Below are 13,505 nucleotides of genomic sequence, written 5' to 3' on the forward strand. Positions count from 1 at the left end.
GGTCCAGAGCGGTACAAAGCGACGCCGGTTTTAGAACGCTCTGGACCCCGGCCTTCGCCGGGGAACAGCAACAGTGTTGGCCGCCCCATCAATCCCCCTCCGCTTTCCCGTAGCCGCCGCCGCCGGGGGTTTCGATCACGAAAGCATCGCCGGCTTTGAGTGTCGCGCTGCCCGTGGCGCCGAGCGTTTCGACCGAGCCATCGGCGCGCTCGACCCGGTTGCGGCCCGGTGCGCCGTCTCCGCCGCCGGCGAGGCCCGCGGGAGCGATCCTGCGGCGGTTGGCGAGGATGTTGGCGGTCATCGGCTCGCGGAAGCGGATGCGGCGGGTCGCGCCGTCGCCGCCGTGCCACTTGCCCGTACCGCCCGAGCCGCGGCGGATCGAAAATTCCTCGACGATGACGGGGAAGCGCGTTTCCATCACTTCGGGGTCGGTCATGCGGCTGTTGGTCATATGCGTCTGGATGACGCTGGTGCCGTCGAAGCCGGGACCGGCGCCCGAGCCGCCGGCGATCGTTTCGTAATATTGATGCGCGTCGCCGCCGAAGGTGAAATTGTTCATCGTTCCCTGCGCCCCCGCCATCGCGCCGAAGGCGATGAAAAGGGCGTCGGTGATGACCTGGCTCGTTTCGACATTGCCCGCGACGACCGCGGCGGGAAAGGCCGGCGAGAGCATCGAGTTTTCCGGAACGATCAGCGTCACCGGCGCGAGGCAGCCTTCGTTCATCGGGATCGGATCGTCGAGCATCGTGCGCAGGACATAGAGGACCGCAGCGCGGACGACGGGCAGCGGGGCGTTGAAATTGTCGGGCAGCGTCGCCGACGAACCGGTGAAGTCGATGGTGACATGGCGTGCCTCGCGATCGACCGTGACCGCGACGGCGACCTCGGCGCCATTGTCCATCGCATAGCGGAAAGCACCGTCGTCGAGGCGCGCGACGAGCAGACGCACCGCCGCTTCGGCCTGCCGCTGGCCGTGCGCCATATAGGCGGCGACGGTGGCGGCGCCGTGGGTGGTCGCAAGGTCGGCGAGCGCGCCGGCGCCGCGCTGACAGGCGGCGACCTGCGCCTTCAGGTCGGCGATGTTGAGCGCGGGGTTGCGCGCGGGCCATTCGCTGTCGAGCAGGTGTGCGTGGACCTTTGCGTCGAGAAAATTGCCGTCGTCGACGATCAGGACATTGTCGAAGAGAATGCCTTCGTCGGCGATGCTCGTGCTGTCAGGCGGCATCGAGCCCGGGGCGATGCCGCCGAGGTCGGCGTGATGGCCGCGTGCGGCGACGAAGAAGCTCGGCGCATTGCCCTCTACGAATACCGGCATGATGACGGTGATGTCGGGGAGGTGCGTGCCGCCGTCGTAGGGGGCGTTGAGGGCGTAGGCGTCGCCCTTGCGAATGCCGCGCCCGTCGCCCGTGCGTTGGCGCAGGATGGTGCGGACGCTCTCGCCCATCGAGCCGAGGTGGACGGGCATGTGCGGCGCATTGGCGACGAGGCTGCCGCCCGCGTCAAAGATCGCGCAGGAGAAGTCGAGCCGCTCGCGGATGTTGATCGACGAGGCGCTGTGCTGGAGCGCGCCGCCCATTTCCTCGGCGATCGCCATGAACAGGCTGTTGAAGATTTCGAGGCGGACGGGGTCGGGGGTCGATTGATCCTCCCCATCGACTTGCGATGGGGAGGGGGAGTGCTGGGTTGGATTGCCCCCAGCAATCCAAGTCCAGTCCGGGGGACTGGACGACCCAGCACTCCGCGAAGCGGTGGTGGAGGGGTCGCGAGCGTCAGCGAGCGCTGCGCGCTCGGCCCCTCCGTCAGCCCCTGCGGGGCTGCCACCTCCCCATCGCACGTCGATGGGGAGGATGTTCGATGTTTTTGCGAGGCGCAGCGTCCCTTCCTGCTCGACCGTCGCAGTCCAGCCCGGCTCGACGACCGTGGTCGAGAGCGCGTCGATGATGATCGCAGGGCCGGCGACGGTGCGGCCGGGAGCGAGAGCGCTACGCCGATGGAGCGGGACTCGATGCTCGCCCCCGGCGAGCGAGGCGGTGACGGTTTCGGGCTCGGTCTCGGCGGCGGCGGATGGTGGCGGCAGCGTCGCGGGCGCATCGCCGCGCTCGGTGAGTTCGACGCGGATGCGGTCTACGACGAGATTGGCGTGCGGGGCGTAGCCGAAGCGTTGGCGGAAGGCAGCGGCGAAGGCGCTTGCGACCTCGGCTGGCGGGGCGAGCGGGAGTTCGATCGCATTGTCGCTGTCGGCGAGTCGGACAAAGAGCAAGGTTTCGCGGGCGGTTTCGGCGTTCGCCGCGAGGTCGGCGCGGGCCGCGTCCGCTAATTCGGCTTCGGCGGCTGCGAGTGTGGCCGCGCAGTCTTCGTCGAGTTTCAGCGCCAGCGTCTGCTCGCGGATCGCCGAGGGGCGGGCGAGGCCCATGCCATAGGCCGAGAGCACCCCGGCAAGCGGGTGAAGGAGGATTTCGTCGATGCCGAGCGCGTCGGCGACGAGGCAGACATGCTGGCCCGCCGCGCCGCCGAAGCCGACGAGGCTGTAACCCTGCGTAATGTCGTGGCCGCGCGCGATGGTGATGCGCTTGATGGCGTTCGCCATCTGCTGCACCGCGATGGCGAGCAGCCCTTCGGCGAGCGTTTCGGGGGTGATGCCTCCGACCTCGGCCGCCATCGCGGCGAATTTCTGCACGACGATATCGCGGTCGAGCGGTTGGTCGCCGTTCGGGCCGAACAGCTTGGGGAAATGATCGGGCTGGATCTTGCCGAGCAGGACATTGCAGTCGGTGACGGTGAGCGGTCCGCCGCGGCCATAAGCGGCCGGGCCGGGGTTGGCGCCGGCGCTTTCGGGACCGACGAGCAGGCGCGCGCCGTCCCAGCGGCAGATCGAGCCGCCACCCGCCGCCACGGTGTGGATCCGCAGCATCGGGGAGCGGATGCGAGTGCCCGCGACGATCGTCTCGTTATCGCGCTCGAGACGGCCGGCATAATGGCTGACGTCGGTCGAGGTGCCCCCCATGTCGAAGCCGATGAGGCGGTTCTTACCCAAGGGGGCAGCGCTGCCGACCATGCCGACGATGCCGCCCGCGGGGCCCGAGAGGATCGCATCGCGGCCATGGAAGGCGCCGCCTGCGGCAAGGCCGCCTGAGCTTTTCATGAATTGCGGGTCGATGCCGTCACCGAGCTGCGCTGAGAATTGATCGACATAGTGGTGCAAGACTGGCGAAAGATAGGCGTCGGCGAGCGTCGTGTCGCCGCGTCCGACCAGCTTGATCAGCGCGCTGACGTCGTGGCTGGTCGAGATTTGCGCGAAGCCGATTTCGGCGGCGATTTCAGCAAGCCGCTGTTCGTGCGCGGGATAGCGGTAGCCGTGCATCAGCACGATCGCGATGCTGGTGAGACCGGCGTCGCGCGCCGACTGCAGCGCCGCGCGTGCGGCATCCTCGTCGAGCGGGGTCAGGATATCGCCGCCGGGGCCGGCGCGTTCGATGATTTCCGCCACTTCCGCATGGGGCGGCGGGGTGCGGTCGAGCCTGCGCGCGAACAGTTCGGAGCGGTCCTGATAGCCGATGGTCAGCGCATCGCCGAATCCCTTGGTGATCGCAAGCAAGGTCGGCTCGCCCTTGCGTTCGAGCAGTGCGTTGGTGGCGACGGTGCTGCCCATGCGGATCGCGAGCGGGGGAAGGGTACCGCCGCCCGAGCCGGTCAGGTCGTGGATCGCATTAACCGCTGCGTCGCCGGGGCGGGCGGGGTCTTCGCTGAGATATTTGGCGGTAACCACCGCGCCATCGGGAGCGCGCGCGACGACGTCGGTGAAGGTGCCGCCGCGGTCGATCCAGATATGCCAGTAAGGGTCAGAACCCATGGATTGCACGTCCGAGGCGCCGAAATGGCGAAGATATCGTGTTCGCGCTGCCGCCGCGGGTAGCAGCGCTACCCGCAAGGTTGCGCGAATGCGAGATCGAAGCCATTTCGGTGTCCCTTCGGGACTTGACCGATTTTGTCCATGGCGTTGTCGGCAAGTCTTGAAATATTGACATATTCCTGCGCCTTGCCTCCTAGCCCTAGACAAAATCGCTTCAAACCTCGGGCACGCAATCCATGGATTCTGACCCTAACGTCAGTCGGTGGGGGCATTGTCCGGCCAGCGAATGACGATGGCGAGGCGCTTGTCAACCGCGGTCCGCTCCCAGCTTCCCTTCAATTGCCGCTCGATCAGGGTGCGGATGAATTGCGTCCCGAAGCTTTCATGGTCGATCTGCGGCGTTTCGGGCAGGCCGCTTTCGACCCACGACAATTCGATGTCGCCCGCATCGCGCCGCCAGCCGACGGCGAGGTCGCCCCTGCCGGCGAGCGCGCCATATTTGATGCTGTTGGTGACGAATTCGTGGATCGCGAGCGAGATCGCCTGCGCGCCGTCGTCGTCGAGGCGGACTTCGGGGCCCTCGACGGCGGCGAGCTGGTCGGCGGAGCGGCCAGCGAGTTCGAGTTCGCGGCGGACGATCCGGCCAAGCTCGACATGATCGACCGCGCCGGTCACCAGCATCTGCTTCGCATCGGAGAGCGCGCGCATCCGGCCGTCGAACTTGGTTTCAAAGTCGCCGAGATCCTTCGCTTCGCGCAGCGTGATCCGCGCCAGCGCGCCGATGCGGGCAAAGGCGTTCTTCATCCGGTGCGCCATTTCGCCGATCATCAGCTCGCGATCCTCGGCATGGCGCGCCTGCTGTTCGGCGAGCGCCTGCGCGACGTCGATCCGGCGGCGCTGGACGCGGTGAAGCTGGGTCGCGAGCAGGGCGAGCGCGATACCGAACAGCAGGATGCCGAGCGGGCGGCCGAGCCGGTCGATGAACCGGCCGTAGGAGATGCGCATCGTCCATTCGCGGTCGGCGATGCGCAGCGTCTGTTCGTGCGCGTCCCAGCCGATCTTGCCCTGCCGGAAAACGACCGGGGCGGCCGGGCCGGCGCCGGCGCGCACTTCGATCCCGTCGATTGAATCGAGCTGGGTGCCGAGCACCGCGCGCATCAGGTCGTGGACCCGGAACGGCGCATAGACGAACGCCTCCACCGGGCGGGTGCCGGCGGTGGTCGCGATGGTGTCGCCGCCCGGTTCTTCACCGGGCAGCGGATCGCGGGTGTAGACGGGGATGTAGACGAGGAAACCGGGCTGCTTGACCTTGGCGGCTTTTTCCTGCGCGAGCTGGACGATACCGCTCGCCGCCGGGCGGCCCGTCTGCCAGGCGCGGCGCATCGCTGCGCGCCGGACCGGTTCGCTGTACATATCGAAGCCGAGCGCGACGTGGCGGCGCGGCGTGTAGGGCTCGACAAGGACGACCGCGAAGCCGATCGGCTGGTCGGTCGCCGGCCAGACCTTGATATCCTCGCCATAGTTTTCGCGCAGCTTTGCCTCGAGCGCGGCGGGGGTCGCGGCGCGCATCGCGGCGGCGATACCGACGCCCTCCATCCCCGGCGCCTGCACTTGCGGCTGCAGCGCGCCGAGATAGGCCTTGATGCCGGGACCGCTGGTCGCGCTGTCCGACTGATAGAGCGCACGCACGCCTTCGAGGATCGCGACCTGATCGCGCAGCCGCATATTGACCTGCATCGCGACGCGCGCGGCCTGATCCGATTCCTGCGACTGATTGTAGAAGAAGCTCGCGGCCGAAGCGGCGAGGGTGGCCAGCAGGATGAGCAGCCCGACGAAACGGACGAGCAGCCCCATCAACCGGTCTGCCCAGAGCGAAGGACGCATTGGCGATTATCCCCGCATGATATCTGCCGCGGCAGCGACCCCTGCAGCAATCTTTTCCACGCTGATGGGACGAAGGCAAGCGCCTTTCGCAGCAGCTCGGATGCGGACGCTGCGACGGGTTGCAACGGGCAACCTTTCTCCTATGCTGGACAGCCTGCCGAGGAGGAAAAAGATGATCGTTTACGGGTCGGTCGTGTCGCCATTTGTCCGCAAATTGCTGGGCTATCTTGGCGAAAAGGGGTTGGCGTTCGAGTTGAAGGGCGTCGGGATCGGCGACCCCGATCCGGGGTTCCGCGCGGCGTCGCCGCTGGGCAAGATGCCCGCGATGGACGACGACGGTTTCCTGCTCGCCGATTCGAGCGCGATCATCCAGTATCTTGAAGCCAAGCATCCCGAGCCGCCGCTGATCCCAGCCGATCCACAGCAGCGCGGACAGGTGATCTGGTGGGAGGAATTTGCCGATACGGTGTTTGCGCTGTGCAGCGGCAAGATGTTCTTCAACCGCATCGTCGCGCCGAAATTCCTCGGGCGCGAGGGCGACCTTGCCGCCGCGGCGCTGGCCGAGAGCGAGGAGCTGCCGAAATTGCTCGACTATCTCGAAGGCGCGATCCCGGCATCGGGGTTCCTCGTCGGCGACCGGTTGACGCTTGCCGACCTTGCCGTCGCGTCGCCGCTGATGAATTTTCGCCATTGCGGGACCGTCATCGACCCGGCGGTTCATCCGAAGATTGCGGCGTGGAGCGAAGCGATCCTGTCGCGGCCGAGCATGGCGCCGTGGATCGAAAAGGAAGAGCGGATGATGGCGAAGGTGCTCGCCGCCTAGGGTCCGTACTCAATTACAGCGGCGTCCCGCAGGGATTTGATCAAAATGGCCCATTGCTTCGTCGAGAAGTCTTGAAATATCGACATATGTCTTCGCCTTCTGTCCTCGCACTGGGCCATTTTGCTACAAACCTCGACGCCGCTGTGATTGAGTACGGACCCTAGGGTATCACGCTAGAGTTCGACGACGATCCGGATCCGGTCGGGGCGGGTGCCGACGGCGCGCGCAATCTGTTCGCGGCAACGGTCGAGCAGCTTCTGCAATCCCTCGGGCGCGGCGTCCTCGATCAGGTCGGCGGTCTGAACGCCGAGAATGGCGGCGAGCTTTGCCATGCTGCTCCGCTTGGGGCGCGCGCGGCCCTTTTCCCAGCTCGAAACCGACGCCGCGCCGACGCCCATGCGCACCGCGAGATCGGCCTGTTTGAGCCCGGCCATGGTGCGAAGCCGCTGCAGGCGGAGCCCGAAGCTGTCGTCCATTGCCGGGGCCGCGGTTTCTTCGTCGAAGACGGGCGCCGGGGCGGGAGCGCTCTTGAGTTCCACCGCGCTCAGCGTCGCGGGCGAGACGGGGCCTTCGAACTGGCATCCGAACAGCCGCCCGCTGGCCCAGATGACCACCGCGCTGATGTCGCCCGCGTGCGGCAGCGCGATTTCGATCCGGTCGCCGGACGCGAGTTCGATGTCGCTTTCGAACAGCAGGCCGGTGCCCGAGATATTGTGGATTTGTACCGCGATGCCTGTGCCGTCATGTTGGACGCCGTGGGCCAGAAGGCTGAGTTTTCGGCGCGCGTCCTGACGTTTGTCGGTGCTCTGCGGCGAGGGAAGAAAATATCCGGAAATGGCCATATCCGGTTGTTGGGTTTCGCCGGTTAAAAGAAGGTTAGCGGTCGCGGCGAAAGATGGGTTCTGACCCTGGGATATCCGGTCTTGTCATCCTCATCGCTTGCCGCGAAAGTGGATTTTTCCCCGGGAGACAAGTCCATGGATCGTCGCACACTTCTGGCCGCCGTACCCGCCGCCGCAATGTTGCCCACGGTCGGCTTCGCGCAGGAGGGCAAGCCGAAGGCCACCCCGAAAGCAGGCGGTGCCGCCGCGCAGCCGCCGGTCTGGGAAGCCGGCGCGGACCGCTTCGTCCGGCCCGATGTCCAGGGCGGCGACCGGCCGGTCGGCGCAAGCTTTGCGTCGCGGACCGCGGCCTACGGGCTGAGCGGTGCCGCGGGGACGGCGCATCCGCTGGCGACGCAGGCGGGGATCGACATGTTGAAGCGCGGCGGATCGGCGGTGGACGCGGCGATCGCGATCAACGCCTGCCTCGGGCTGCTCGAACCGACGGCGAACGGCATCGGCGGCGACGTCTATGCGATGATCTGGGACCCGAAGGCAAAGAAGCTGGCGGGTCTGGCCGGTTCGGGGAAAAGCCCGCGTGGGCTCGACCTCGCGACGGTGCGCAGCCGCGCCAAGGGCGGCACGCTGCCGGCCCATGGCGCGATCAGCGTGTCGGTGCCGGGGGCGGTCGATGGCTGGTGGACGATGCACCAGCGCTACGGCAAGCTGCCGTGGAAGGAATTGTTCGAACCGGTGATCGCGCATGCCGAGGCAGGGGCGCCGGTGCCCGACATGATCGCTTATTATATCCGCCGCAGCCTGACGGGCTTTCGCCAGCCGGGGCGCGGCATCGAGGAGGTCGACAATGCGCTGCGGACCTATGGCCTCGAAGACGGCAAGGGACCGGCGGCGGGGCAGGTCTTTCGCAACCCCGACCTAGCGCGCACTTTCCGCCTGATCGCCGAGGGTGGCCGCGATGCCTTTTACGAAGGCGAGATCGCGCGGACGATCGACGCCTATTTCAAGCGGATCGGCGGCTGGTTGCGCTACGAGGACATGGCCGCGCACAAATCCGAATGGATCGAGCCGCACCGGACGGCCTATCGCGGCACCGACGTCTATGCGCTCGGCGCCAACACGCAGGGCATCGCGACGCTGCAAATGCTCAATATCCTCGAGAATTTCGACCTGAAGGGCGCAGGATTCCAGTCGGCGCTTTCGATCCACCTGCAGGCCGAGGCGAAGCGCCTCGCTTACGAGGATCGCGCGCGATATTACGCCGATCCGCACTTCGCCCAGGTGCCGGTCAAATGGCTGATCTCCAAGGAATATGCTGTCGAGCGCGCCAAGCTGATCCGCCCCGACCGGCTGCTGTCGCCGGTCCATCCGGGGCAGGCGCCGAGCCGCGGCGATACGACCTATTTCAGTTGCGCCGACAAGGACGGCATGATGGTGTCGATGATCCAGTCGAACTTCCGCGGCATGGGGTCGGGGCTCGTCGCCGACGGGCTCGGCTTCATGTTCCAGGACCGCGGGCAGCTCTTCAGCTTGGCTGACGGGCATCCGAACATCTATGCGCCGGGCAAGCGGCCGTTCCAGACGATCATCCCGGGTTTCGCGGCGCGTGGTCAGGTGCCGTGGATGAGCTTTGGCGTGATGGGCGGCGACATGCAGCCGCAGGGGCAGACGCAGATCGTCGTCAACCGCGTCGATTACGGGCTGGAAATTCAGGCGGCGGGCGATTCGCCGCGCTGGCACCATGAGGGGTCGTCGGAAACGATGGGCGAGGACGCCCCCGACCTCGGCACGAACGGCCTGCTCCGCCTCGAAAGCGGGGTGCCCGAGGCGACGCGGCAGCGGCTCGCCGATATCGGCTGGACGCTGGGCGAGCCCGATGGCGGGTTCGGCCGTTACCAGTGCGTCGAACACCGGATGGACGGCGACACGCGCGTCTACGCCGCGGCAAGCGAGATGCGCGCCGACGGCTGTGCGCTGGCTTATTGAGCGGCGACTGAATCCTCCCTGCGGCGAAGCCGTGGGGAGGGGGACCATCCGTAGGATGGTGGAGGGGCCGCGAGGCTTGCGCCATTAGCCCCTCCGTCAGCCCTATGGGCTGCCACCTCCCCATCGCTGCGCGACAGGGAGGGTATGTCTCCCTTCGTCATCCCGGACTTGATCCGGGATCCATGACAATGCCCGTTGCTTGGACCCCGGATCAAGTCCGGGGTGACGAAAGTTGGTGGCGCGACCGCCGCTCGCTATTTCGCCGCTGCTTCCGCTCAGCCGAGCGCGGGCAGCGGCGCGAGCGCCGCGTCGCCGGCGAGCGCCGAGGGGGCGAGGCCGGTCGCCGCAGGCACGATCTGCTGCAGGTAGAAGCGCGTCGAGGCGATTTTCGCTTCGAGGAAGGCGGCGTCGCCATTGCCTTCGTCGAGCGCGGTCTTCGCCGCCTTGTGCTGGAGCGCCATCAGCCAGCCGCACGTCGCGGTCGAAAGCATGGTGAGATAGGGGTAGCTGCCCGCGAGCCGGTCGCCGGTGTTCGCATTGACCATCCAGTCGGTGACCGCGCGGCAGGCGTCGACGAGCTGCTGGAGTTCGGGGAAGTCGGCGGCGCCGTGCGCGATGTCGTCGATCAGGCCACGGACAAGGTCGCCGCCCGCCATGCCGAGCTTGCGCCCGACGAGATCGGCGGCCTGGATGCCGTTGGTGCCTTCATAGATCGGCGCGATACGCGCGTCGCGATAATGCTGTGCGGCGCCGGTTTCCTCGATGAAGCCCATGCCGCCGTGCACCTGCACGCCAAGGCTGGCGACCTCGCAGCCGATGTCGGTCGCATGCGCCTTGACCAGCGGGATGAGCACCTCGGCGCGCATCGCTGCGGCCTCGTCGCCCAATTTTCCGAAGTCGATTTGCGCTGCGGCATAATAGGTCAGCGCGCGTGCGGCCTCGGTCTGCGCGCGCATCCGCCACAGCATGCGGCGGACGTCGGGGTGCTGGTCGATCGTCACCGGGGTGCGGTCGGGCGAACCAGCGAGCGACGACTGGACGCGTTCGGCGGCGTAGCGCTGCGCCTGCTGCGTCGCACGCTCGGCGATCTGAACGCCCTGACAGCCGACCATCAGACGGGCGTTGTTCATCATCACGAACATCGCGCGCATGCCGCCCATCTCGTCGCCGACGATCTCGCCGAGGCAATCCTCGCCGTCGCCATAGACCATCACCGCGGTCGGCGAGCCGTGGATACCAAGCTTGTGCTCGATCGAGGCACAATGGACACCGTTCGAAATCGTCGGATTGCCGGCCTCGTCGAGGCGGTATTTGGGGACGAGGAACAGCGAGATACCACGCGTTCCCTCGGGCGCGCCGGGCGTACGCGCGAGGACGAGGTGAACGATATTGTCGGTGAGGTCATGCTCGCCGAAGGTGATGAAGATCTTCTGGCCCTTGATCCTGTAGAGGCCCGCGTGCTCGCCCTCGGTCACTTTCTCGGCGGTCGAGCGCAGCGCGCCGACGTCGCTGCCCGCGGCGGGCTCGGTCAGGTTCATCGTGCCGTTCCACTCGCCGTTGACCAGCTTGGGCAGCCAGGTCTGGCGCTGCTCCTCGGTGCCATAGGCCATCAGCGCGTGGATCGCGCCCGCGGTCAGAATTGGGCAAAGCGTGAAGCCCATGTTGCCGCTGCCGAGCGTCTCGATCACCACGGTCGCGAGCGTGAAGGGCAGGTCCTGCCCGCCATATTCGCCGGGGCCGTCGAGGCTGCCCCAGCCCGCCTCGACGAACTGCCGGTACGCTTCCTTGAAGCCCGGCGGCATGGTGACCTTGCCATTGTCCCATTTGGGGTATTGGACGTCGCCGACGCGGTTGAGCGGGGCGTAAACCTCGGCAGCGAAGTCGCCGATGCCGGTGACGATCGCTTCGACCATGTCGGGGGTCGCCGCGGCGAATTTGTCGTGGCTGGCCATCGCGTCGACGCGGGCGATATGGTCGAGAACGAACAATTGTTCGGTGGTGGGCGGAGTATAGGTCATCTCTTGTCCCGACTTTACTGGTGAATCCCCATTCGCGGGCGCTATAGCGCGGCATGGCTGAGGGTCAAACGAGAGCATGAATACCGAAACCTGCCCCTACGGCAGCGACGCGATTTCGCGCGCGGCGGCGCTGGTCGCACGCGGCCAGCCGGTCGCGGTGCCGACCGAGACCGTCTATGGCCTCGCCGCCGACGCGCGCGATTCGGGGGCGGTCGCGGGTATCTATGCGGCGAAAGGCCGGCCTGATTTCAACCCACTGATCGTCCATGTCCCGCATCTGGCGGCGGCCGAAAAGCTGGGGGTCTTCGGCGCTGCCGAGCGCGCGCTGGCAGCGGCCTTCTGGCCCGGGCCGCTGACGTTGGTCGTGCCGCGCACCCACGACTGCCCGGTCGCGAGCATCGCGACGGCGGGGCTGGGGACGATCGCGATCCGGGTGCCCGGGCATCGCGCGATGCAGGCGCTGCTCGTCGCCACCGGCGCGCCGCTGGCGGCGCCGAGCGCCAATGCCAGCGGGAAGGTGAGTCCGACAAGGGCGGAGCATGTGCTCGCCAGCCTCGACGGGCGGATCGCGCTGGTGATCGACGACGGACCCACGACGGCGGGGGTCGAATCGACGATCGCGCGGGTCGGGGACGGCGCGGTCGAAATGCTGCGGCCGGGCCCGGTGACCGCCGCGATGCTCGGCGAGGCGAGCGGGCTGCCGGTGACGGGGGTGGCGGGATCGGAGGTCGTCGCGCCGGGCATGCTCGCCAGCCATTATGCGCCGGGGAAACCGGTGCGGTTGGGCGCGACGGAATTTGCCGACGACGAATATGGGATAGGCTTCGGCGCCGTCGCGGGCGATTATGATCTGAGCGCGGCGGGCGACCTGACCGAGGCGGCGGCGCGACTGTTCGACGCGCTGCACGCGGGCGCAGCGAGCGCGAAGGGGCGGATTGCGGTGGCGGCGATCCCCGAGGACGGGCTGGGCGCCGCGATCAACGACCGGCTGGCGAGAGCTGCGGTGTAAGTTCCCCTCCCGCTTGCGGGAGGGGTTAGGGGAGGGCCTGTGTCAGCCATTCCCCAAGTCGACATGCCCTCCCCCGACCGCTCCCATAAATGGGAGAGGAGAAGCTAGGCCGCCGCCGGCTCGATCGGGTCGCCGTGCGGCGCCTTGCGGATGACGATCAGACAGGCCGCGACGATCAGCGCGGCGCCTGCGAGCGTCGGCAATGCTACCGCCTCATCGAAGAAGAACCAGCCGAACAGCATCGCCCACAGGAAACCGGTATATTCGGTCGTCGCAAGGATCTGCGTCTCGGCGCGGGCATAGGCCCAGCTCAGGAGCAGCAGCGAGGTGGTCGCCAGCACTGCGGCGCCGAAGATATGCGGCGCCTGTCCGGCGTCGGGCACCGCGAGGAACCATGGCGCGCCGAGCGCGAGGATCGCGGCGACGAAGAAATTCTGGAAGAAGGCGATCTCCAGCGGCTCGGCCATCTTGGCCTGCCGCCGCGCGAGGATGAGATTATAGGCGTAGAAGATCGCCGACAGGAATACGGCGCCGACCGCCCAGAGCGCCTCGTCCGAATAGTCGCTGCCGCCCAGTTTGCCCGCGACGATCACGACCACCCCCGCAAGACCGAGCAGCGAGGCGGCGATCGAGCGCGGTCCGATCTTCTCGCCGAGGAAAATCGCGGCCATATAAAGCGCCATCAGCGGGGCGACGAAGGCGAGGGCGATGGCTTCGGCCATCGGCAGCCGCGCGAGCCCCCAGAAAAAGCTGAGCGCCATCCCCGATACGAACAGCGAGCGCCATGCGTGGATCTGCATCGCCGCGCTGTCGGGCCATTTCGGCCGCGTCGCCAGATAGATCGCGCCGCTGACCAGCGTCCCCGTCCCGGTGCGCCAGAGCACTGCATTATAGGCGCCGATGTCGATCGACAGCCCCTTCATCAGCACGTCCATCGCCGAAAAGGTCGCAATGCCCGCGCACGCGATCAGGAACGGGACAAGGGGAGAGGCCGAATCGGGGCGCATGGCAGCGGCTGTAGCCGAGAATGATGCGTGGAGCGCGTCTTGCTTTAGAGATGGTGGTTCGAATGTCGGCTTTGGGGTGGGGAGCGGAC

At 67.3% G+C, this 13,505-nt stretch carries 8 protein-coding genes; 3 read left to right on the forward strand and 5 right to left on the reverse strand.

Annotated features, from left to right (window positions below; all coding sequences use genetic code 11):
• Window positions 1-88: 88 nt before the first annotated feature.
• Complete coding sequence (locus AN936_RS25435; protein ID WP_054587314.1) at window positions 89-3,850, reverse strand: hydantoinase B/oxoprolinase family protein; 3,762 nt, start codon at window positions 3,848-3,850, stop codon at window positions 89-91.
• 255 nt (window positions 3,851-4,105) lie between these two features.
• Entirely contained in the window at window positions 4,106-5,734 is a 1,629-nt protein-coding gene (locus AN936_RS05890) for a CHASE domain-containing protein (RefSeq protein WP_054587315.1), read from the reverse strand.
• A gap of 172 nt (window positions 5,735-5,906) precedes the next feature.
• On the opposite strand from AN936_RS05890, the gene AN936_RS05895 reads away from it, so the two are divergent.
• Window positions 5,907-6,557 carry a glutathione S-transferase family protein gene (locus AN936_RS05895; RefSeq protein WP_054587316.1) on the forward strand — a complete coding sequence of 217 codons (651 nt, stop codon included), beginning with the start codon at window positions 5,907-5,909 and terminating at the stop codon, window positions 6,555-6,557.
• Between the two features lie 173 nt (window positions 6,558-6,730).
• On the opposite strand, the gene AN936_RS05900 is transcribed toward AN936_RS05895, so the two are convergent.
• Complete coding sequence (locus AN936_RS05900) at window positions 6,731-7,399, reverse strand: helix-turn-helix domain-containing protein (protein ID WP_054587317.1); 669 nt, start codon at window positions 7,397-7,399, stop codon at window positions 6,731-6,733.
• A 135-nt stretch (window positions 7,400-7,534) separates the two neighbouring features.
• Here AN936_RS05900 and AN936_RS05905 point away from each other — a divergent pair, with 135 nt between their 5' ends.
• Window positions 7,535-9,382: a gamma-glutamyltransferase family protein gene (locus AN936_RS05905; RefSeq protein WP_054587318.1), complete on the forward strand. Its 1,848-nt coding sequence runs from the start codon at window positions 7,535-7,537 to the stop codon at window positions 9,380-9,382.
• A gap of 275 nt (window positions 9,383-9,657) precedes the next feature.
• Here AN936_RS05905 and AN936_RS05910 read toward each other — a convergent pair whose 3' ends face one another.
• Complete coding sequence (locus tag AN936_RS05910; RefSeq protein ID WP_054587319.1) at window positions 9,658-11,400, reverse strand: acyl-CoA dehydrogenase; 1,743 nt, start codon at window positions 11,398-11,400, stop codon at window positions 9,658-9,660.
• Window positions 11,401-11,476: 76 nt separating this feature from the next.
• On the opposite strand from AN936_RS05910, the gene AN936_RS05915 reads away from it, so the two are divergent.
• On the forward strand, window positions 11,477-12,409 hold the full coding sequence (locus AN936_RS05915) for an L-threonylcarbamoyladenylate synthase (RefSeq protein WP_054587320.1): 933 nt from the start codon (window positions 11,477-11,479) through the stop codon (window positions 12,407-12,409).
• Between the two features lie 104 nt (window positions 12,410-12,513).
• Here AN936_RS05915 and AN936_RS05920 read toward each other — a convergent pair whose 3' ends face one another.
• Window positions 12,514-13,416 (reverse strand): DMT family transporter, encoded by a 903-nt coding sequence (locus tag AN936_RS05920; RefSeq protein ID WP_054587321.1) that lies wholly within the window; start codon window positions 13,414-13,416, stop codon window positions 12,514-12,516.
• Window positions 13,417-13,505 lie beyond the last annotated feature (89 nt).

The sequence above is a fragment of the Sphingopyxis macrogoltabida genome, assembly GCF_001307295.1.
In the GTDB taxonomy this organism is placed as follows: Bacteria; Pseudomonadota; Alphaproteobacteria; order Sphingomonadales; family Sphingomonadaceae; genus Sphingopyxis; species Sphingopyxis macrogoltabida_B.

Bases quoted from the DNA above. Each gene is read 5' to 3' on its own strand.
- AN936_RS25435 (WP_054587314.1), bottom strand. From the start codon at position 3,850: ATGGGTTCTGACCCTTACTGGCATATCTGGATCGACCGCGGCGGCACC.
- AN936_RS05910 (WP_054587319.1), bottom strand. From the start codon at position 11,400: ATGACCTATACTCCGCCCACCACCGAACAATTGTTCGTTCTCGACCAT.
- AN936_RS05915 (WP_054587320.1), top strand. From the start codon at position 11,477: ATGAATACCGAAACCTGCCCCTACGGCAGCGACGCGATTTCGCGCGCG.
- AN936_RS05895 (WP_054587316.1), top strand. From the start codon at position 5,907: ATGATCGTTTACGGGTCGGTCGTGTCGCCATTTGTCCGCAAATTGCTG.
- AN936_RS05905 (WP_054587318.1), top strand. From the start codon at position 7,535: ATGGATCGTCGCACACTTCTGGCCGCCGTACCCGCCGCCGCAATGTTG.
- AN936_RS05900 (WP_054587317.1), bottom strand. From the start codon at position 7,399: ATGGCCATTTCCGGATATTTTCTTCCCTCGCCGCAGAGCACCGACAAA.
- AN936_RS05890 (WP_054587315.1), bottom strand. From the start codon at position 5,734: ATGCGTCCTTCGCTCTGGGCAGACCGGTTGATGGGGCTGCTCGTCCGT.
- AN936_RS05920 (WP_054587321.1), bottom strand. From the start codon at position 13,416: ATGCGCCCCGATTCGGCCTCTCCCCTTGTCCCGTTCCTGATCGCGTGC.